This is a genomic window from Parapedobacter sp. GCM10030251 (assembly GCF_042666505.1).
Lineage (GTDB): Bacteria > Bacteroidota > Bacteroidia > Sphingobacteriales > Sphingobacteriaceae > Parapedobacter.
In genome coordinates, this window is sequence record NZ_JBHTDN010000002.1 from 678974 (window position 1) to 701424 (window position 22451).

Genomic DNA, 22451 nt, shown 5'->3' on the forward strand with positions numbered 1-22451 from the left:
AATTTGGTATGATAGTTTTGCCTGTCTTAATCGCCCACGCCTGACAGACAATAAATATCGTCGTGGGCGGGTCGGTTCTGGATGTTCGTATAATGTTCCCAGACCCCCAGTCCATTGTCATAGCCGACAATGCCGTATTTGGGTGCAAAGACGCCAACGGAAGGTCCAAGATCATAGATAAAGTATTCTGGTCCATTTCGGTAATGCAAGTTGATGACCCAGCGCGAACCCATATTTTCCTGCGAACCCAGGTTACTTAAATCGAGGACATAACCCGCCGAGTTCGACCCATATTCATTGGGGGTTGCTACGCTTGTTTTCGCGCAACTTGACAGGTTAAGCAGGTATCGGTTGCGTGTAATGGACGGTGATACCGAAGCCACCGGCTCCAGATACCTAACACAGCGGGGAATCGTCCATGCAGACGCCGGATTGTCTGCTGGGCTATATTTGGGTTGCGTACCATACGATACCAGCACCTCCCATTCGCCGATCCACATTAAGCTATACGGATTCCATACCGGATGTTCATTATTCGGATAGCGGCTATCCGTGCCAAACAATTCGAATTGCCACAAATACGTGCCGTTTCGCTTTTCGTCGGTATATTTGATCCAATCGGTTAGCGGTCCCGCCCCTTGAAATTTGCTCTTCGTGGGAAAATTATCCGCGAAAGCGGTAACCGCCTGCCACATATCCACTACCTGTTTCACCTCAAACGTTTCCCACGTATTTATTGCATCGGCAAAGGCGCGGATCGGCATGTTAGGTATGTTTTCTACGTTCAAATATTTGTTGTTCGCTTTGCATTTGAAAGCGAATCCGCCCCCTATCCCATCTTCCACCAGGAATTTTTCCCAGTCGCTGTCACAGGCACTTCCGCCATTGGCATAAACATAATGGTTACCGGTGGCAGCAGCTTGAAGGAACTGACCATTTTTCCGGGATAGGAGCCCCACATAGCCTCCTCCTGCATCGACGACATCATATACCTCATGCGTCCCGACGCCATTTTTCAGCGCCTCGGCGCCGTTATAGCTATTTAGAATACCGACATATTTTCCGGTGACCTGAAATCGGATTTTTACCGGCCCGTTTGGAAGCATGGCAAGCGTCGCTTCCGACCGACCGGGCAAATCGAGGCGGTCTGTGTTCACCTCCAGTTCCGACTCTTGGCGCGAGCAACCGATCACGGTCACGCACCACATAGCAAACAGTAACTTTTTCATTTCAACGGGTTTTTATGGTTCACGTTTGGACATTGAGAACGGGAAGTCCGCCTCCTCTATACCCCGGTTTGTATTGGGCTTGTCGGTCATGTTCAGCTCCAACGTAGCCCCTTTCATCACATCGGAATGACTTAGCCAATTTTTTGAATAAGGCTTGCCATTGAGCATGGCGCTATGAATAAACCGGTTGGCAGGCTTATTTTCGGCTGCACGGATAATCAGTTGATTCCCGTTTTCGAGCTTCACTACGGCCTTCTCGAACAGTGGCGAGCCTATCACGTATTGATCCATCGCCGGGCATACCGGATAAAAACCCAATGCCGAAAACACGTACCAAGCCGAAGTCTGCCCGTTGTCCTCGTCGCCGCAATAGCCATCGGGCCCCGAATGATAAAGCTTATCCATGACCTCCCTCACCCAATATTGGGTCTTCCAAGGCTGTCCGGCATAGTTGTACAGGTACGTCATGTGCTGGATGGGTTGGTTACCATGGGCATATTGCCCCATGTTCATGATTTGCATTTCGCGGATTTCGTGGATAACGATGCCGTAATAGCTTTCATCATATATCGGTGGCAGCGTAAAAATCGAATCCAGCTTCGCCGTGAATTTTGCCTTTCCGCCCATCAGGTCGATAAGCCCTTGAACGTCATGAAAGACCGACCAACTGTAATGCAAGCTGTTGCCTTCGGTAAAGGCGTCGCCCCATTTGAATGGATTGAATGGCGACTGAAAAGACCCATCCTCGTTTTTGCCCCGCATCCATCCGGTCGCCGGATCGAACACATTTTTATAGTTAAGTGCCCGTTTGGCGAACCGTTTGGTTTCCGCTGCGGGGCGTCCCAGTTCCTTCGCAAGCCGATAAATCGCGAAATCGTCGTATGCGTATTCCAGTGTCCGCGCCGCGTTCTCGTTGATACCTACATCATACGGCACGTAACCCAACTGGTTGTAGTACTTGACCCCGCGGCGGCCCACCGACGTCAACGGTCCTTCCTGTTCACTGTTTTTAAGTAAGGCTTCATACAACGTATGGATATCGTAACCCCGGGCTCCCTTCAAGTACGCTTCGGCAATGATGGAAGCCGAATTGGATCCGATCATACTTTCCCGGTGGCCGGGGCTGGCCCATTCGGGAAGCCATCCGCTTTCCTTATAGGTGTTCACCAGGCCTTCCATGATCTGGCCCGTCAAGGTTGGGTACATGACGTTGAAGAATGGGAACACCGCCCGGAACGTATCCCAAAATCCATTGTCCGTGAATAGGTATCCGGGCAATACCTGGCCATTGTACGGGCTGTAGTGCACAATCGCGCCAGCGGCATCGTATTCATAAAACTTGCGCGGATAAAGCAGCACGCGGTACAAGCACGAATAAAACGTACGCAGTTGATCGTCCGTTCCGCCCGTGACGGCGATGCGGCCCAATTCAGCATTCCAGATCGCTTCGCCCTTAGCTTTCACCGTGTCAAATTCCGCATCGCCCAGCTCGGCGAGGTTCCGTTCGGCCTGTTCGTGGCTGATGAAGGAAGAGGCCACGCTGGCCTGAACCTGCTCTCCGCGCTTGGTTTGGAACGCGATCACACCAATGGCATGATTGCCCGTGTATTCCAGTCCGGATTGTTTCTGCGTATGATCGTAGGTTGCCGCGTACGTAAATGGCTTATCGAACGTCATGACGAAATAATTCTTAAAATTCGCCGGAACGCCACCACTATTCTTCGTCGTGTAACCGATTACCTTCCGTTCCGCGGGAATGACCTTGATAAACGATCCCTTGTCAAATGCATCGATTACCAAATACGCACTATCCGTTTCCGGATAGGTAAAACGGAATTTCGCCGCCCGCTCGGTAGGCGCTACTTCGGCTGTTACGTCGTGGTCGGCCAGGTAAACGCTGTAATAGTGTGGCTTGACGACCTCCGCTTTGTGCGAAAACCAGCTGGCACGCGCTTCCTCGTCTACCCGCAACGAACCGGTTACCGGCATCAGGGAAAACTGGCCGTAATCCCCTATCCACACGCTGGCCTGGTGCGTTTGCTTGATGCCCCGGATTTTATCCGCCGAATATTGATACAGCCATCCATCGCCCATTTTGCCCGTCTGGGGCGACCAGAAATTCATTCCCCAGGGCAGCGCTATAACCGGATACTGGTTACCGTTTGACAATTCAAATTTCGAATCGGTTCCCATTAGCGGATTGACCCAGTCCACCGGATTCCGGTCGGTCAGGGCAAGCGATTCATAAGTGGTAAGGTGAAATGATACAAAAAGCGCCATGAAGCACTTGATACAAATGCCAACGTATATTCTCATGATTTATAATTAGTCTGTTGTTTTAGATTATTGTTTTTTGTGACTTACTTACGTTCGGTGGATTTAAAAAGGTGAAAAAAATTATATGGATCTACCACTTCGATGTCGAGCTCCGGTCTTCGTCCCCGCAGTTCATTCAACGCCGCGATTACCTGACTGGGGCTTGTCCACACAATACGGAAAAAATGGAAGGTCGGCTTGCCGTCCCCACCAGGCGCCGGTATTTCCGAGGATAACGCCTCAGCCGTCTGTTGGGGCGTGGAAAAATTACATGCCGAATTGATGAGCTCCATCACAGGCATCCCGTTCCATACGTGCGGCTCAGGAAGCTTACCTCCGGCATTGTGAAAGTCGATGACAATCGTCGAAAACCCGTCGGGTGAAAATTGCGTAAACGCATCTTTAACCGCCGCGGTCGGCTCGTCCCAATCCAGCACCATCGGCGATAGCGACATGTCCAAGCGGTTATAAAACTGCGTATTGTGATCGATAAACAGCGGAAGGTAGGCGGTATCGATCCGGTTCGGGTTCATATAGCCCGCGGCGCTGGCATCGGCCGTAAAAAAATCATTGGGACTTTTCGTTTCGTAAAAATGCTGGATGACGTCCGGATACGTTTCAATCAGATTGGGGTTGATGCCCCACGCCAATGGAATTTCACCGCGGGCACTGTCATTCCAGTGCCTAGGGAGAAAATCGTAAAGCGGTGTTGCCGAATCGTAGTCGGCCATGAGGATACAGAGGTACGTTTTCCCAGCTTCCGGCGTTTTCAGTTCCGGCCGCCCCTGTGTCAGCTTGCCGACCGGTGCCTGGGCATGAAGCGACTGATTGAAGCACAGGTGGGCAACCGTATTCTGGTAACAGTTGTAAGGCGATATAAGGTGTACGGTTTCCCATTCCGTTGGAACCGGGTCATGCTTGCTTTCATACCCGGGGATGTTGCTGTATTTCGGAAACGAGAAGAAGCCGGCCACTTCGGTCATCTGCTCTCCTTTCGTCAGTTGCTGCACCGCTTCCAACATCAAATGATACGTTTCGAGGTCTGTCCCCAGCCGCTGATCAGGATCGTCCAGCGGCGCTTCATCGCCCCACGGCGAAAGGTCGTAGACAAATGATTGGTTACGCACCGGCCAATCCCGGGTTACGACGTAGCTGACATCCCCCTTCTCCCGGGTCATAAAGGCATCTTCATACAAGCATAGCCAATGCGGATCGCAACGGCCGGTTTCCAAGAACTCCCGGATCGCCCAGCGGTAGGCATCGTTCTTCTTGCTGCCTGTTTCTTTTCCGGTAAACATGCCCCTGAAATCTTTGATGATGGGGAGTTTCCAGCTGTCCACATATCGGTCTGCTTGTTCAGGGCTCATCACAATTCCGTCTTCCAATCCAGCCAATGTGGTGGCTACATTCAGGGATGCCGGCACCTCCGGATCCCAGATCACGGCTCCTTTTAGCCGCTCACCGGCCAGTGAAACCAGTTCGGTTAAGCTAGCCACTGCGGTACGTTCCTTACCTTCCAGCCAGTTGCCCGGTGCAGCCAACGTATCCAGCCAATACGCGGGACGCTCGTGAGCAGCCGAGAGCACATAGAGCTGTGTGGCATGCCTATTCAATATACCCTGTATACAGGCCACGATCACCGCTTCATCGTACGCAGCGGCTGTCGTGTCCCCGCTAAGGGTATAGGTATAGAGTTTACGATGGCTGTCTTCCGGCTTACAACCAACCAACCCTGCGCAGAGCAGCAACAACAGCAGGCATTTCGATGGGTAATTTGTCAGGTTTTTCATGCTAGCGTCCTTTCATTCGTTTTGCGTCCATACCCCTTGGGCCGCGTTTGGTGTACGCTCCAGGTACTTGCGGTACAGGGCAAAAAAGGTAGGCCCATCCAGGAGTTCGATATTCGGATTACGTTTGCGGATTTCATCCACCACCTGCACGTACCAGGTCGGTGATTTCAAGATGTTGCGGAACCAATGAAAGCGCAACGGGCGCTTGTCCACCCGGTTGACGATGACCTGTGCGGCGACTGCGGGATCCTCCTGATTGACGTCTTCATCCGAACGGAGTACCGGCATTTTTCCATGCAACAATGTCAACGGCACTTTCTGTGGAACGATGCCGTCGGGGCTGAACCGTTCGTACGCATCCAACCCCGCCCGATTTAATCCGGGCGCTTCCCCATCGATGACAAATCCCGTGATCGAAAGGCCCCATTGCCTATAGTAAGGCACATTGTGCGCGGCCCACTGCTCGGTTGCGTCGGGCAGCCCCGACACATCGCGCGGCGCCTGCAACATGCCCGGCATCAGGTATCCCGCCCCATTATCGGCCGCCGCAAAGTAATCGTTCGGCGTGGCCGACAGCCACCGGTATTCCATGGCCATGGGGGCGCGCTGCGCGAGCACCGGACTGATGCACCACATTAAGGGCACCTTACCCCGGTTGGGATCATCCCACAATGTGGGGGTGGTCTGCGACAGCCAAGAAGCCGCATCATAGTCGCCCACGTAAAACACCAGGTATTCCTTTCCATTTTCTACCAGTTCACCCGCCTGCGTGAGGTACCCGCGTTCCACCAATTCCTGATCGGTGACCTGATGCTGGGGATACCGGTCGCTCAACGGATAGTGCTGCCAGAACGACGCATTCGCCAGGGCACCGTAACCGATGGCATCCGCATCCTTAAACGCGTTGTACGCACTGATGATACGCGAGTATTCCCACTCCGTCGGCACATCATCATGCTTCCCGCCCGCATGCTTCGTATACTTGAACGCCCACGGCGGAAATCCGCCGATGTGGGTGAACGTGTTTCCGTTTTCGTTCTGCCGATACGCCAACAACAAAAATTCCTTCAGCGTTTCCTGGTCAGTGCCCGGCCGCTGCGATGGATCGTCGGTGGCGGGCTCGTCAGCCCAAGGACTCAAGTCGAAGAAAAAGGCCTTCTTGCTGACAAAATAATCGTGGTTAGACAACGTGTGGTGGTTGCGGTTTATCCGCGTAGGGTCGTTCATCCAATGCTGGTCGATGTAATAAGCGCCGAATGCCGTATTGCATTTGCCCTTTTTGAGGTAATGCTCGATAAACCATCGGTAGGCATCGTTCTTTGCCGAACCGCTTGAAGCGCGTGCCGTACCGGGTATCTTTCCAGAACCGGTGAACAGCGGCTTTCCATTTTTCTTCACCAGCCAGACTTTTACCGGCAAGCGCAGCCCCGTTTCTACCAGCTGGTGATAGAGACTGCCCTCGTCGGGATCATAACGCACCGCGATCAGCCGATCCGCACCGGCGACAGCGGATGCCACATTGCTGGTAGCCGGCACCGCCGGGTCGTACACCACGACACCGTCAATCTCACTTTTGAATGCCTTAACCACGGAAAGAATATCCGGATAGACCAGCGTATCCTTTCCAGCAAGCCATTTCCCTTCCGTGCGGTATTTGTTCCACCAATACCGGTCGATGTCGTGCTTCCCGTTTTTTACGAAATAGGTAAACAGCCGGGGAGCGTCTCTGTTGACCAATCCCTGCAACGTAGCCAGCGTATGGGCATGATCCCACGAGCGTTTTACCTCTTGGGGATTGCCCCAATCACCTTCCAGCGTATATGCCAAGTCGAATACCGCAATCGTATTGGGGGGCACATGGGGCTGCCCGTACGACCAACCACCGCATAAAACAGCCCCGATAATGTATCCAAATATGCTTACAAAACGCATAACGGGTCGATTAGTCAACGGTTAGTTGAACCGCAGGAGCATAGTTAAACTTTGCTTCGGGCACATTGATTACCGCCCCGATCCGAAAGAAATAAGGAGTTCCCGATTTCAACATCGCCCGGTTTTCCGCAGCATCGATCACCAACGTAAATGTTTCGCCTTCTTCCACCGTTCTACCCAATTGCGCTTCGGCCGCAACGCTACGGATAGGCTCTCCCACAATCGGCTCGGCATGCGCATACAGGCCAATCCGGCTCACCACTTCGGCTACCGTTTGCTGTAATTTAAACGTCGCCACGATCCTGGTGCCGTCTTTCACGATCGATGCGTCTTTCACGCGGATATACGGCTGTACGCGAAAATCCAGTTTCGTATCGCTTCCTATTTGTATGTCCTGTGCCGCTACCTGAACGAAATTCCGCAACTCCGGCTGTACGGTATAGGTATTGGCAAACAGCAGGTTGTTGGCGTATGTGCCGTCGTTCTTCACACGCAGGTATTGCGGCTGCACCGGGTCATAGCCATGTTCAATGATCTTGATGGTGGTTCCCCGGATGATGTCCTGCTCCACCAACTCGTTGGTTTCGGCATCGATGATCGTTCCGGAAAGCTGCGCGTTGGGCGCATCGTAGTTATCCAATTCGCAGGCGCTGGCCAGCACCACCAACGCCAGGATGGCCGATAGCCGTTTCACTCGCAAATAAGTTGTCTGTAATACCTCGGTGAAGCCTGCGTTTTCAGCGTCTTTTGCGATAGGTGCTGAGATGGCGGGTTTTAGCTGTATCGTCTTCATTTTAATTATCGTTAGTACTGTGGATTTTGAACCAAACCGTTGGCGCCAACCCCAGGTATGTGCGCATAGTAAAAATTGGTCGGGAAGGTCAGTGGATTTTCGCGTGAGAGATTTTTCCGGATAAAGATGTATTTAGCGGGGCTTACGCGGAGATCCAGTACTGGCACCAACGCTTTACGGATGGTATTGTTGAACTTCTCGTGATAGTCACGCCTACGGACTAAATCCCAGTAGCGTTTATTTTCAAACGCCAATTCTACCCTGCGTTCGCGCAATACATTCTCCAAATTCAAGCCGATATCGACGGTATGGCCCGCCCGGCGCCGGATTGCATTGATGGCATCCCTGGCCGTTGCCTGTGCGTTGTTGGCGGTATAATTGCTCTCTACCACGGCTTCAGCATAGTTCAACAGAATTTCCGCGTACCGGAATTCAATCCAGTCCGTGGTCGAGTAGGTGAGGTTCGGTGGTACCGGATTGGGCGACAGGAACTTTTTAAAGCTGAATCCCGTTCGCGTCATATTACCTAAATAGACTTCAAATCCTGAATAGTTGGTCCAATCGGCCGCGCCGTACGTATGGTAGGTAATACCATTGACCTTAATTGTGTCCTTCATTTCAATTTTCGGCGTTCCATCCGGTTGAATAAAGCCTCCCTGTATGATAATAGTTTTCCCTTTCCACTCCGTACCGGGCAACACGACGGTTGCCCAAAGGCGCGCATCTTTATCCTTGAAGATATCGTACGGCGTGTCAAAACGTAGGTACGTTTTATTGGGGTTAAATCCATTGTAATCATTGACGTTCCCATCGGTGGTTGTAACAATCGGTGCACTTTGCCCCGGATCGGTATAACTTTCATACAGGTCGACGAAATCCAGTGTGGGATTCATCCGGCCGGGGTGCGGTGCACCATCCGAGGTTTGGTTCGGGTTGAACCAAAAATCGTAGCTATGCCCCGAAGACCCGGGGTTGGTATAACCTTTCACGAAAATAACCTCACCGGCGGCACCATTGGGGTTTTGGAAAAGTTCCATGTAATTGGCCATTGCTTCTTCGGGCGAAGCCGGCGTAGGTTTGTGCAAGGAAAAACCGCCCTCATCCATGATTTTACGTGACGCCTCAATGCATATCTCATAGTAGTGATTCGCCAGTGACGATTCCAATCCGACAAGCCCTTGGGATACGGCCGGACCCGAAAGCGGCGCTTTGGACCAATACTTCGCGAGCGATGCCGCGTGAAGCGCTGCGCGTGATTTCAGTGCGTAGGCAACCCATTTCGTTGCTCGCCGATTGTCTTCAGTCCGTGAAACCGGGAGATACTCAATGGCGGCATCACATTCCGCCAACACGAAATCCCACGTTTCCTTTTCGGTACTTCTCGGTACTTTTAAACTCTCCACGTCGGGTGTATACTGCTGAACGCTGGTAATCAATGGAACCCCACCGTAGCGCTTCACCAGCGCAAAGTAGGTAAACGCGCGAAGGAAGTGCCCTTCACTTAGTAGCGTAGCTTTATCGGCGTCGTTTAGCGAAGATACCGTGGGAATGGTCTCCAGCAACAGATTGATATCGCGGATCAGCTTATAGCCCGGATCCCACCACTGGAAATTACCGCCACCGTCCAATAGGTGGCTAAATTCCGAGTTTGCCGCGTCATCGGTCTGCGTAGCCGGTGCGATGCCCCCGGTATTTACATTCGCCGTATTGAATCCCAGGCGCCCGAACGAAAAATCTTCAATCGGCAGCTGGCCATACAGGTTGGCCAGGTAAACCCTTACCCCATCGGGCGTTGCAAACAACGTTTTATCATCCAGCTTATCCAGTGGGCGTAAATCGAGCACATCCCGGCAGCCCGAAAAAAGGATGGCCAAAAGCAATAGTATGTTAAGAATACGCGTTTTCATCTTATTTCGGATTAAAAAGTCAAGTTAGCCCCTACGTTAAAACTCCTGCTCAATGGGTAGACCCAACCGGTATTCAGGGCTCCTTCGATCCGTTCGGGGTCGAAGGCCTTCACAAACGGATCGGTTACGGTCCACAAGTTGTAACCGTTGACATAGATCCGCAGCCCTTGTAAACCCACGCGCTGCAGCACGTGTTGACTAATGGAATACCCGAGCTCCAGACTCTTCAGGCGTAGGTACGAGGCATCGCGACGCCAAACCGAGCTCTCGTTATACATGGCTCCGATATCAGATATACGGCGCGTGGCCGGCCACTTACCAGGTATCCATTCGCTATTGAGATTGTAAGGGTCTGAAAGATGCCAGCGGTCATAGAAATACGCCGGCAGATTACCATCGCCCCAAAACGTCTCAGCATAAGCGTGTGTAAATCGAACCGAATAATTGCCCGACCCCTGCCACAACATATTGAAGTCAAACCCTTTCCAGTTAGCCCCCAAGGTCAAGCCGTAGAACATTTTGGGATTCCCGCCCCATGCGAGTGGCAATACATCCTCGCCGTCAATGATTCCGTCGCCATTCGCATCACGATACCGGAAATCGCCGACCATTTCCCGGCTGTTACCCAGTTCCCCATTTTGGATAGGTGCATGTAACAGTTCGTCTTCCGACTGGAACTGACCGATCTTGTCATACATCCACACCACATCGCTCCACCGGCCCGCCTGACCATTGCGCCACCGGTCCATGCTGTTGACAAATGGCCCACGTTCGACATATACATTCATGGTACGTGCGAAGTTGAAATTTCCACTGACGTTAAACCGGAGATCACCGATGGCCTGTGCATAACCGAACGCAAATTCGAGTCCGCGTGTGCGGTCACTATTCAAGTTCTCTTGGGGGAGGGATCCCCCGAAGGTATTGGGCAATGAGATATTTCGTGCCGCTAATAGTCCGGTTCGGTCACGCTGATAAACGTCGAACTCAAAAATGAACCGATTGCCAAACAAGCCGACGTCAATACCGATGTCCTTGATACTCGACTCGTACCATGTTAACTGCTCATTGACAATCCCCGGCGCAGCGACGCCGGAGACGTAGCTACCGTTAGCGAACTCATATCCACCACCGCCGATCGTGGAGAACCCCGGTACATATTGAAATGGGGCCGCATTTGCATCTTCGCCCACTACCCCATACGAGCCGCGCAGCTTCAGGTTGGAAACAAAAGGCACATGATCCTTCAAAAACGTTTCCTCCGAAATCCGCCAGCCTGCAGAAACGACCGGAAATAGCCCCCAGCGCCTGTCGGGATGATACCGATACGAACCATCGTATCGCGCTGCTGCCTCAAACAAGTATTTGCCCACATAATCATAGGTAACCCGGCCAATAAACGACCGATTGCCCCACTGGCTTTCCATGCCGCTGGTTCGCTGGTTATTTTGGTCGCCCATATCAATCTGGTCGTTCGTAAAGAACTGGAACTCCCGTGAAAGTCCGGATGATCGGGTCCAGCCATTCCTTTCTTCGTATACGACAGTAGCCCCGATATTGTGGTTGTCGGCCAATACCGTATTATAAATAACATGGGCCTGTAAGCTAACCCGGTTCATATCCGAATATCCGTTACCTAACACCGTAGGATGTCGCAAGGTCGTCGGATTGTATGCATCTGCCGCCGCGTCGTATGAATACAGCTTATAGCTTTTGGTCAATGCTTTATTCAAATAGTTGTTTCCATCATAGGAGGCAAGCCCCTTCAATTGCAGCCCTTCCACAAACGGCACTTTGTAGGTAAGCGTTATCGAAGATTGAAATTGCTTGTCCACATCCTGTGTGTACCCCGATATGTTGGGATCTGAGATTGCCACCGGATTGGAACTTTGCCCATCCGTAATATGGGTGGGATAATCGGTATTTCCGTTCAGGTAGGGCGTATTGGTAGGCAATGCCGAGATCGTACCGCGAATAATGTCAAAAATGCTATAACCGGCACCCTGCTTACGGTCGTACCTGCCAGCCAATTCCACCGTCGCCATTAGGTTACTGGTCAAATCAGCCGTGAGGTTGGTACGAAATGTATATCGATCGTAGTTTATCGCATCTGATTTCAGCAATCCATTGTCCTTAAGAAACCCGAAGCTGGAAAAATAACTTACTTTTTCGGATCCACCTCGCGCAGATAAAGAATGTTGTTGCTGGCCAGCCCACGGCTTCATCGTTTCGTCATACCAATTAGTACTTTCGTAACCGGGCAGTCCCTGTCGGTATTTTTCGAGTTCCTCCTTCGAGATATAAGGGGGAAGTCCCGCATTTATCGCTGCATCGTTTCGCATTTCCATCCATTGTGCCGCATTGGCGATTTCCGGCATGTCTGTGGGTGACTGCATACCGACAACTACGTTGTACCGAAACTGGGTCTTACCATTGTATCCCTTTTTCGTGGTCACGATAATCACCCCATTGGCCGCATTTACCCCGTAAACGGCAGCCGACGCATCTTTCAGCACCGAGATGCTCTCTATATCCTCCGGATTCACCCGCTGGAACTCGCTTCCACCATCGCGTACAATCCCGTCGATGACATAGAGTGGCGAGCCGAAGCCGCGGATGTTAATCATCGCGTTAAAATCGCCTGGACCACCCGTATTTTGACGAATCTGCAAACCGGGCACTTTTCCTTGCAGTTTCTGCGCGAGGCTGGAGTGCGTAGTCGTCTGAATCTCTTCGGCCTGGATCGTACTGATCGCCCCAGTCAGATTCGCCCGTTTCTGTGTGCCATAGCCCACCACGACAATTTCGTCCAGTTGTTGGTCGAGCGCTAACAGTGCCACGTCGACCCGGCTCCTGCCATTCACCGCAATGCGCTGCTGCGCATAGCCCACGAACGAAAAAACCAAGGTATCGCTGGCAGACACCGAAATCCGATAGTTTCCCTCGTCATCCGTAGATACTCCCAAGCTGGGATTGGCGACGGAGGAAACCGATACACCCGACAAAGGTTCGCTTCCCGATCGTACCGTACCGACTACATTTACCTGCTCCTGTCCATAGGTTACCCCATGTTCTGCAGCCGTAACTTGGCTGGCCAAGAAAACGACCCCCAATAGCACCAGCATAAATTCCCGGGCCTGTTGAGCAATTGATTTCACTACATTGTTCATTTTTGTTAGTATAAGTGTCAGATCATTTACCTATTGATTTACAATCCTTTGAGTAGCAACAACAGCCACCGGTGGACAATCAGCCCGTATTTCCGCGATCATTTTTTTGATTCATTTTGTCTATAATTTGGTCTTTCCTTTCGGTAGCACGAACCGCGCGTGTCCGAACGATTTTATTGCATCAAAAAGTGCCTGAAACCAAGCAGTTGTCTTTATCAAACGACGCCGAGACCGCGATGGTAACGTCATCTGAATTGACTTTCGATATCGGAACATCGGCGACATAATTAGCCATCCGTGCGCCTACAACAGAAATGGTAAGCTTTTTTGCATCGCGCACCATTAAGTAGCCGAATGATTTGCCCACCGTTGTGAGCGCCGGATTGTGACCCGAAAAAGCCTCGACGTTGCTGAGTGATAAATGGCCACTCCCTTCCACCAGGATGGGATGAATCGCGCCTACGTCCTCGCCTGTGTTAGCAATAATGGAACCCTGCGCCACCATCCAGTTTCGGTTAAACGTATTTGCCCCTCGCTTATGAATACCGATGGTTACGCAATCGAAGTTAAAATTGGTCAACTGTCCGTATGACTCAGCTCCCAGCAGGATGCCTCCATAGGTCCCGAAGCAAAACACATCGATCAATTGCGCATTATCCGTATGGTCGATGTTGTAAGCATAGGTTTGGTTGCGGATTACCGCATCCACCATCGCCTTGCCGTAGGTGCGGTCAAACCGGCGCATAATTGCCGGATTCACGTGGCAATCCAATATCCGAGGGATGTCATAGCAATAGTCAATCGTGATGAATTTTCCGCTCAGCGGATATCCGTAACAATCGCGGATTAACAGCAGCTCGCAATGGCGCTCGGACGTCGCCCGGAAATCCATCGTCTCGTATTCGCCATAAAATGTCAACGATGAGAGCGTCACCCCTTCCACACGGCCCGATTTATCCAGGGTAATGGTGGGCGGGTACGGCTTAACAGCGTCCGGATCAGCCTGGGATTGCTCGGGATACCAAAACTGGATATTCGCAATCGCTGTCGCAGATTGAACGGCAATAAACGGATGTTTATCGTCCGTGACCCTGATCAGGCTGCCAACCGGCGCTGCCCGGTCCGGATGTTTGCTTCCGCGCGGGGATACCGGGCTTCCGCCCGTTAATGACACATTTTCCTTTAAGACCAATCCCGAAGCGATCTCGTAGCCCTCAGCAGCGGGTTCCAAGAAAAGTACCCCGCCCACCTCTGAAGCCGCATCAATGGCTCGCTGCAGGTTATCGCGATTTATTGTGCCGGTATTGGAAGGCAATACCCCGAACGATCGGAGGTTGATCCATCCTTTATCGTCGTCGTCGCTGCCGGCCACCGGCTTTTCGAGGCCAGAAAGCCGGTGCATCGGATCGGCGACAACAGCAATCGTCACAAATAGAACAATCGCAAGTAAACCAGCTGCTTTCATACGTTGTAACATCGTCTCGTTAATGTCTTACACGTTTACCGTAATTTGTCATTGGGTTTATCCGTCATCTCCAATTCCAGCACCCCTCCAGCCATCAATTGTTCGTGCGTAAAAAACAGCGCTTTCAATTCTTCGCCGTTGAGTGTAGCCCGTTGCACATATACATTTTGTGGCGAGTTAGCTTTCGCCACCACCTTAAATTCCTTCCCATTCGGCAACTGGATGGCCACCTCTTCAAACGAAGGGCTGCCGATTGCATAAGTCGGCACGCCGGGCGTTACCTGCAAAAAACCCATCATTGAAAATACCACCCATGCTGACATCGCCCCGCCGTCTTCATCTCCGGGCATCCCAAACAGGTTATCGGTAAACCAGGTATTGATCAATGTCCGGATCCGTTTCTGGGTTTTCCATGGACTGCCCAAATAATTATAGAGATAAGGAATGTGCAGGCTGGGTTCATTTCCCATCACGAACTGTCCAACCAACCCGGAAGCATCCGGTTGGATAGCCCAAAATTTCCACTTAGGAAGGCCCAAATCACCTCTGAATAATCCATCGAGCTTTGCCTCTGCGGCTGATTTACCGCCCATTAAACCGAACAACCCGTCCAAATCATGCTTGACATGCCAGTTGTAAGTATACGCGTTCACCTCCGTGAAGTACTCCCTACCCGACAGGCTCGGATCATACGGCTCGATCCAGTTACCCGCGGCATTTTTAGGCCACACCATCCCCTTGTCTTCCCGGAAAACATTGCGGTAATATTGCGACCGCTTTACGAATACGTCTTTCTCCTCGCTTCGGCCCGCGGGATCTGCCAGCTGGGCGATACACCAATCGCTGAAGGCATTTTCGAGGGTTACGGAAACTGCCTGCCGCTTTTCCCAATTGGGATCAACGCGATCGACCGTTTCAGGCTCTCCCGGAGCCAATGCCGGCATATAGCCGTGCTCGTTGAAAAAGTCATCTAGTTCGCTGGGAGGGCCATTCCGCCACGGAATCAGGGTAGCCTCCAGCGAGTTCTTGCGTAGGCCCTCATAAGCCGTCTTCACGTCGAAATCACGCAAGCCTTTCGCCCACGCGTCGGCCATCCACGCTGAGGCGTGATTACCCACCATTGCAGGCCAATCACCGAATACAACAGCAAACGAAGGCATCCATCCGGATTGTTTATACATTTCGATATACGATCTGATCATTGCTTGATCCTTTTCAGGATCTAAGATCATGTTCAATGGATGATGAGCGATATAGGAATCCCATACCCAATTATCCATAAAAAATGGCTCGTCGGAAGTATGTACGCGTTGATCAAAACCACTGAAATATTGACCGTGTTCATTGATGTCAACCATGCGCTCATACGTACGGTATAATGCCGTATAAAAAACACGCTTTTGCACGTCGCTGCCCACCACATTGATCTTTGATAGGGCATCACGCCAAACTTCTACGGCTTCTGCCCGGACAGCTTCAAAGTCCTTATCAGCAATTTCCATTTCGAGATTCGCCTTTGCTTTGGCTACACTGATAAAAGAGATGCCATACTGCATTTCCAAAACCCCGTCTGCGGACTCAACGGTTGCCAAAAGATTCTTTCGTTGTTCAGCGCTTTGTTCATCGGTACCCTGGATTTTTCCATTGACCGTCGCATAGAAGAACACTTTCATTCCGTTATAGTCTTCCTCCCCCGAAAACGCGTTATCGCCTTCAACGTTTATGAAGCCTGTGGCATTTATGACCGAAAATCTGAGTCGATGCGTGGTTGACTGGTCCGCATTCGTTATCCGAAACACACCACTTTTCGCGGCCGGGGTCACCGCAACCCGATTGTAGGTCGTGGCGTCAACGGCTTCATAACTGTAAGGATGTGCCTCCTGATCATGTAAAATAAGCGCCGCCTGCCACGGGTCACCTTCGGTAAATACCGGCAAAAACGAGAAGGCTGAACCGATTCGGTGGGAAACCACCGTTAGGGGAAATCCCGCTATCCGGTCGTCCAATTCGTCCTTCTTCAACGGGTGAACCCGCAACATGCTATTGGGTAAGTGCACAAGCGGCCGGGTCGGCTCCAGAATCAATCCAACGCCACCAATTGTCGGATCGACGTAATCCAGCACATCGTTCTTATTGCTTGTTACCGTACTACAGGCAGAAAAAAAAATTCCGGCAACTAACCAAATCGTAGTAATTCGCATACTTGTATTTACAGGCTTAAAAAACTGGTTATCTTTAAATCCAATAGCAAATATACCAATCACACTTGTATATACAAGAAAAAAATAAACAAATATTTGGATTACTCAGACTCAACCGCATTAAAAACCATCATAACTAACTTAAAAATAGAATATTAATAATATTTATTTTAGGAGTTAGTTATATAAAATATTCAATTATTTGTATATACAAGTAATCAAATATACAATTTGAATACAGAGACAAATCGAAAAACCGACCAGAAACAATTACTTGTATACACAACAGTAATAAATTACCTACTTTTGTTGCGCAGATATGAATCGTATGGCAAAAGAACTCAATACTCCGATCTACAAAATCCTAATCGGCGACTTGAAAAAGCAAATCGATGATGGGCATTATAAAAAAGGAGATTTGTTGCCCTCGGAGAATGAGTTATGTAAAAGCTACGGAACCACCCGGCCAACGGTCCGGCAGGCATTGAGTGAACTGATGCGGATGGGGTACATCGTGCGCCATCACGGGAAAGGCAGCATCGTATCCGAACCCAAAAACGGCCTTGGCATCCTTTCCATCAAAGGGTCTACCGCGGGCGTCGGGAAAAAAAACCTGCGCACGCAGATTTTAATTAAAACCCACAAAACGACCTGGCCGGATGATTTCCCTTATGAGTTATCCGCCGCACAGCGGGAGGCGGGTTGTTTATATTTATCACGTCTGCGCTACGTGAATGGACTGCCTACTTTATACGAAGAAACGTATATTACGGATATCGACCTGCCTCGCTTCACCATGCACAACCTTGAAAAAAACTCATTATTTGAAACCTTAAACAAGTATCACAAGGTAGAGATTAAAGAAGGCGAGCAAAAGATATGGGCAGTAGCGGCTGATAAGGCTGTATCGGATCTGCTATCCGTCAAACCGGGCAAACCCGTATTGCACATGAAACGCAGTATGCATACCAATAAACCGAACCTGATCATCTATTCGTTCCTGTACTGCAATACGGAAGAATACTTTATACAGGATTACTTTTAGCTCCGGTTAATGATTTATTAAACCCGTTCAAATTTATACGGATACACGTTACCGGAAGCCCATTGCGCCACGTAAATGTTTTCATCCCGATCCACGCACACGTCATGGGGGTGTACAAATAGAGACGTCTGCTGTGCCATCGGCTGAAGTTTTCCTTCTTTGTATACCGGCTCAGAACCGCCGATATTGGAAATCACCCGATTTTGTTTATCCAAAATCGTGACAAACCCGGATTTCGCATGATTCATATCAGGCGATCGCAACACCGCCGCATATAAGAAATCTCCGTGGATTACCGGACGGCACACGCAAGCCCCGGGCACCTCAATGATTTCCAATAACTCGCCAGCCATCGTAAATCGTTTGAAGCAGCAACGGGTCCGATCGGTTACCAACAGCGTAGCCTCCCCGTCACGTTGGTCAACACAGATACCGTGGGCATTATCAAGGAACTTATCTCCCTCGCCCCGGCCGCCAAACCATCCCTTTAATTTCCCATCGGCACCGTAATGCAGAATGTATTGCTGCCCATACCCATCAGCTACATAAATGTCGCCATTTGGCGCTACGGTCGTTTCTGTAGGTATATAGGCTTCCTTTTTTTCATACAATCCGGTGGCCCCGGGGAAATCCAGGGTCATCACTAACTTGCCATCTAACGTGGTTTTATACACTTCGTGCCTGTCGGTATCGGTAATAAGCAGAAATTCATCCTTGCCTTTTCCCGCGATGGTCAGGCCATGCGCACCGGGGTATTCCTTGCCCCAGCTATTTACCAATTTTCCCCGGGTATTGTATATCAAGACGTTATTTCGGGTTTCGTTGGTGAGCAGAAAAATGCGCCCCTTACTATCTTGTACCATTTCGTGGCAATCCTTGACCGGAAATCGGGAAGCATCCAATTCGCCCCACCCCTTCACCTGGCGATATACCCTCCCGTTATGTCCATATAGGGTCGTTTCCATTCTATCGGAAAATAGGGGGCCTACTGCCACTGCCGAAACACCGATGGCCGTCCGGCCAATAAACGTTCTTCTGTTCATTTGCTATGTACTTACTCATTAGGCTACAATTGCTTTCTATTCGAAAGAACCGCTCACACTGCGCATTGTTAGCGCAAACTTAGATAAACCTACTTGAATATACAAGTTTTGGCGGCAAATACCTGCATTGGCGCTTCGCTGGTCAGCCCGTCAATAAACGGTCCATGATCTCAGGGCTGCGGCAACTCCCTCAATACGGCGGCAGCTGTTTGAATGGCCTTATCGACATCTTTTTCCGTATGTGCCGCACTGATATACCACAATCCCCTGCCGATTACCCGGACACCCCGGTCGTGTAATCCAGCGATAAATTGCGAGAGTTTAGCCTTATCATTCCCCAGGGTATCCCGATAATCATTACACTGCCTTTTTTTGCCGAAATAGGTCACGAACATTGGCCCCAATCCCTGTATGACTAGATCTTGTTTTGTATCGATTGCCGCTTCCCGTAATCCGTCCATCAATTTTCTGCCTAAGCGGTACATGCGTTCATAGGGATTTTCCTGCTCCAAGACCTCTATAGTCGCCAGCGCTGCGGCTACCGTCGGATTACCCGAATTCATTGTTCCGGCATGGATGACCTTGCCTTCGGCGATCAGCTCCATCCATTCCCGTTTGCCCACAATGGCGCTGATGGGATAGCCGCTGCCCATTGCCTTGGCAAAAATGGATAGATCCGGTGTCACGCCAAAGTACTGTTGCGCACCCCCTAAACCCACTCGGAATCCTGTGATTACTTCGTCTAAGATCAACGCGATTCCAAACCGGTCGCAAAGTGTCCGTAATCCCTCCAAAAACCCTTCCTTCGGCAGAATGCATCCGTTGTTACACATGATGGGCTCGGTGATGATCGCGGCGATTTCTTCGTGATAGCGCTCAACCGTCCGTTCTACCAAGGCTAAGTCGTTCCAGGGGAGGATGATAAAATCTTCCCGGGAAGACACGGGTAAACCCGCCGTCCACGGAAACACATTCGGTTGCTCCCTGCTCCCTAATGCTTCCATTCCCGGTGTCGAGATCCCGTAGGCCACATTATCCAACCAACCGTGGTAATGCCCTTCGAAACGCAAAAATTTCTGCCTGCCCGTCTTTGCCCGGGCTACCCGAAAGGCCGTCTGCACTGCCTCGGAGCCATCCAGGCAGAAACGCATTAATTCGGCCGAGGGAATCAGTTTGTTCAGTTTCTCGGCCAACTCGATTTCCCGGATGTGCTGCCCGGCATAGAGCTGCCCTTCCCGTGAATATTCCTCCACCTTACGCAGGACCTCCGGATGCGAATGCCCCAGTATCAAGGGACCTTGGCTGAGCGTAAAATCCAGGTATTCGTTACCATCTACATCGTAGATACGGCTTCCGCTCCCGTGGGTATAGAACAATGCGTGCGGATGATTGTATTTCCTGAATTCGGAAGATACACCCGACGCCAAAACTTTTTCTGCCCGGTTGAGCAGCTCCTTCGATTTCTCGTACATCATTGGAAAATATTAGTTAAATCACAACCTACTGTTCAATCAGCTCTTTTTTAGGACGGATTAGGAAAAGGGAAATCGCCGCCAAAACGATAAACAATGCGGCAAATTGATAGATCGTACTCAATCCGATGTGCGTATCCCGCAAAAATCCGCCGTAATAAAGTGCAACACCACCTACCAACGTACCGCAGCAATTAAGAATACCGTAGCCGGTAGCCCGGTACCGACGATCGATAATCATGCTGAGTATCGGCATCGTATTCGCGTCGCTGAACGATTTGGTCACGGTATAGGTTATGAAGCAGAAAACGGCTATCGGTAACATCGTTGTATAGCTTGCCAAAAAAATAGCAGGCGCTGCAATGCAAAGCCCGATTGCGGGCACCCATATCCGGCCTCTTGGATCACGCCGTCCCCATCGATCGGCCAAGAAGCCGCCCAGCAACACACCGGCAATGGCAGACGTAAAGACGTAAGCCGTTGAATACACGCCCGCCATGGTCTGCGAAAGCCCGAACTGCTCTTTGAAATAGGTCGGCAACCACCCCACGACCAACCAGGTCAGAATACTGACCAATGCAAAAAACACAACCAAAAGAATAAACGATCGTTGTCTGAACAGGTACACCAACCCCTTTCCAAATCCAATCTTATTCCCTTCATTGGTATCAGGGGCTTTTTCCCGGGGAGCTTCTTTTAATAAAAAGATAAGCAAAAGGGAATAGACAACACCGAAAATACCAAACAGCAGAAACGCCGTATTCCATGTATGCTTTTCAGCGATCCAACCGCCCAGAAACCCTAAGCTTTGCCCCGACATAATACCGGCCATGTGGATTCCGGTGGCGAGCGACCGCGTAGGCCCCCGATGGTAATCCATGATCAACGCCAACGCAGCCGGTATGTAACAGGCCTCACTGATCCCCATCAGTGCCCGCGTCAGCAGTAGCTGCTCGAACGTCGTGGCATAGGCCGTGAGCCAGGTCACTGCCGACCAGACGAATAGGCTACCCAGCACCACCCGGCTCTTTCCCAATCGGTCAGCCATGAAGCCGGCCAGCGGACTCAGGAAACCGTATATCCACAGGAAAACCGCCGTTAGCAATCCAAATTGCGCATCCGTCATGGGTATCGCGTCGACGATTGATCCCCGCATGGTCGTAATCATCGTCCGGTCGATGTAGTTCAATAACGCAATGACAAACAGCAATCCAACGGTCAGCCACGCCTTCGGTGCCGGCTTATCGGTATGGTATCTCTTCTGCATGATCTAATTTTTAAACGCTTACCAACTTGTCCATCCTCCATCCACCAGCAAATTATGTCCGGTTACGTAAGCGGAGGCATCCGATGCAAGAAAAACGATCGGCCCCTTAATGTCGTCCTCGTTCGCGAACCTTCCCAGCGGTGTCAGACGCTTGTAGTTGGCCACAAATTCGTTGTCTCCGTATTGTTCTTCCACGCCCGGCCCGTATCCACCGGGACTTATGCAATTGGCACGGATCCCATACCGCCCGTAATAATTGGCGAGCCATTTGGTAAAGCCAACCATCGCCGATTTATCGTACGTATAGTTTACCGGGCTGGTCATGCCCGTATCGCCGTAGACCGGAAAATTAGGTCCGACCACGCCTTGTATGGATCCGATATTGATGATTACCCCCATTCGGTTGGCAACCATGTGCTGCACGGCATATTTCGTAATCAACATCAACCCGGTTGAGTTGATCCGTTGCGAGGCCTCCCATTCCGACTTCTCCATTTGGTCGAGCGTTTTGAACCCCTCGCGGGAGACCGCATTGTTCACCAGCACGTCCAGTCGGCCGAACCGTTCGATTACCTCCTTTATAAACCGCGCAATAGACGTTTCTTCTCCCAGATCCAGTTGCATGCCTACCGCCCGGTATCCTTTGGCAACCAGTTCCGTTGCAGCCGCCTGGCATTGCTCCGCATTGCGCGAAGCGATTACCACGCATGCCCCCGTCTCGGCCAGCGCCAATGCGATGGGTTTACCGTATAATCCCGCGCCGCCGGTTACCACGCATACGCGGTCCGTTAATTCAAAACTGTTTCGAACATTCATCATCA

The 22451-nt window shown here is 50.9% G+C and carries 14 protein-coding genes; 1 reads left to right on the forward strand and 13 read right to left on the reverse strand.

Features of this window, described 5'->3' with window-relative positions:
• Positions 1-26: 26 nt before the first annotated feature.
• From ACFQRK_RS08585 to ACFQRK_RS08625, 9 genes are all read right to left on the reverse strand, one after another.
• Positions 27-1229 carry a hypothetical protein gene (locus ACFQRK_RS08585; protein ID WP_379005587.1) on the reverse strand — a complete coding sequence of 401 codons (1203 nt, stop codon included), beginning with the start codon at positions 1227-1229 and terminating at the stop codon, positions 27-29.
• A gap of 12 nt (positions 1230-1241) precedes the next feature.
• Positions 1242-3509 (reverse strand): GH92 family glycosyl hydrolase, encoded by a 2268-nt coding sequence (locus ACFQRK_RS08590; RefSeq protein ID WP_379005891.1) that lies wholly within the window; start codon positions 3507-3509, stop codon positions 1242-1244.
• Between the two features lie 80 nt (positions 3510-3589).
• Positions 3590-5335 carry a hypothetical protein gene (locus tag ACFQRK_RS08595; protein WP_379005589.1) on the reverse strand — a complete coding sequence of 582 codons (1746 nt, stop codon included), beginning with the start codon at positions 5333-5335 and terminating at the stop codon, positions 3590-3592.
• A gap of 12 nt (positions 5336-5347) precedes the next feature.
• Positions 5348-7267 (reverse strand): hypothetical protein, encoded by a 1920-nt coding sequence (locus tag ACFQRK_RS08600; RefSeq protein ID WP_379005591.1) that lies wholly within the window; start codon positions 7265-7267, stop codon positions 5348-5350.
• Between the two features lie 10 nt (positions 7268-7277).
• A complete protein-coding gene (locus ACFQRK_RS08605; protein ID WP_379005593.1) occupies positions 7278-8060 on the reverse strand; it encodes a DUF3823 domain-containing protein in 783 nt (260 codons plus the stop codon).
• Positions 8061-8071: 11 nt separating this feature from the next.
• A complete protein-coding gene (locus tag ACFQRK_RS08610; RefSeq protein WP_379005595.1) occupies positions 8072-9967 on the reverse strand; it encodes a RagB/SusD family nutrient uptake outer membrane protein in 1896 nt (631 codons plus the stop codon).
• Between the two features lie 11 nt (positions 9968-9978).
• Positions 9979-13137: a SusC/RagA family TonB-linked outer membrane protein gene (locus tag ACFQRK_RS08615; RefSeq protein ID WP_379005597.1), complete on the reverse strand. Its 3159-nt coding sequence runs from the start codon at positions 13135-13137 to the stop codon at positions 9979-9981.
• Between the two features lie 181 nt (positions 13138-13318).
• Positions 13319-14602: a hypothetical protein gene (locus tag ACFQRK_RS08620; RefSeq protein WP_379005598.1), complete on the reverse strand. Its 1284-nt coding sequence runs from the start codon at positions 14600-14602 to the stop codon at positions 13319-13321.
• A gap of 35 nt (positions 14603-14637) precedes the next feature.
• Positions 14638-16803 (reverse strand): GH92 family glycosyl hydrolase, encoded by a 2166-nt coding sequence (locus ACFQRK_RS08625; protein ID WP_379005600.1) that lies wholly within the window; start codon positions 16801-16803, stop codon positions 14638-14640.
• A gap of 328 nt (positions 16804-17131) precedes the next feature.
• Here ACFQRK_RS08625 and ACFQRK_RS08630 point away from each other — a divergent pair, with 328 nt between their 5' ends.
• On the forward strand, positions 17132-17848 hold the full coding sequence (locus tag ACFQRK_RS08630) for a GntR family transcriptional regulator (protein WP_379005602.1): 717 nt from the start codon (positions 17132-17134) through the stop codon (positions 17846-17848).
• A gap of 17 nt (positions 17849-17865) precedes the next feature.
• Here the strand turns inward: ACFQRK_RS08630 and ACFQRK_RS08635 are convergent, their stop codons facing one another.
• From ACFQRK_RS08635 to ACFQRK_RS08650, 4 genes are all read right to left on the reverse strand, one after another.
• The gene (locus tag ACFQRK_RS08635; protein WP_379005604.1) at positions 17866-18891 is read right to left on the reverse strand and encodes a twin-arginine translocation signal domain-containing protein; all 1026 of its coding nucleotides are present in this window, start codon (positions 18889-18891) and stop codon (positions 17866-17868) included.
• Between the two features lie 170 nt (positions 18892-19061).
• Positions 19062-20366 carry an aspartate aminotransferase family protein gene (locus tag ACFQRK_RS08640; RefSeq protein ID WP_379005606.1) on the reverse strand — a complete coding sequence of 435 codons (1305 nt, stop codon included), beginning with the start codon at positions 20364-20366 and terminating at the stop codon, positions 19062-19064.
• Positions 20367-20391: 25 nt separating this feature from the next.
• Positions 20392-21630: a spinster family MFS transporter gene (locus tag ACFQRK_RS08645; RefSeq protein ID WP_379005608.1), complete on the reverse strand. Its 1239-nt coding sequence runs from the start codon at positions 21628-21630 to the stop codon at positions 20392-20394.
• A gap of 18 nt (positions 21631-21648) precedes the next feature.
• The gene (locus tag ACFQRK_RS08650; RefSeq protein WP_379005610.1) at positions 21649-22449 is read right to left on the reverse strand and encodes an SDR family NAD(P)-dependent oxidoreductase; all 801 of its coding nucleotides are present in this window, start codon (positions 22447-22449) and stop codon (positions 21649-21651) included.
• Between the last annotated feature and the right edge of the window lie 2 nt (positions 22450-22451).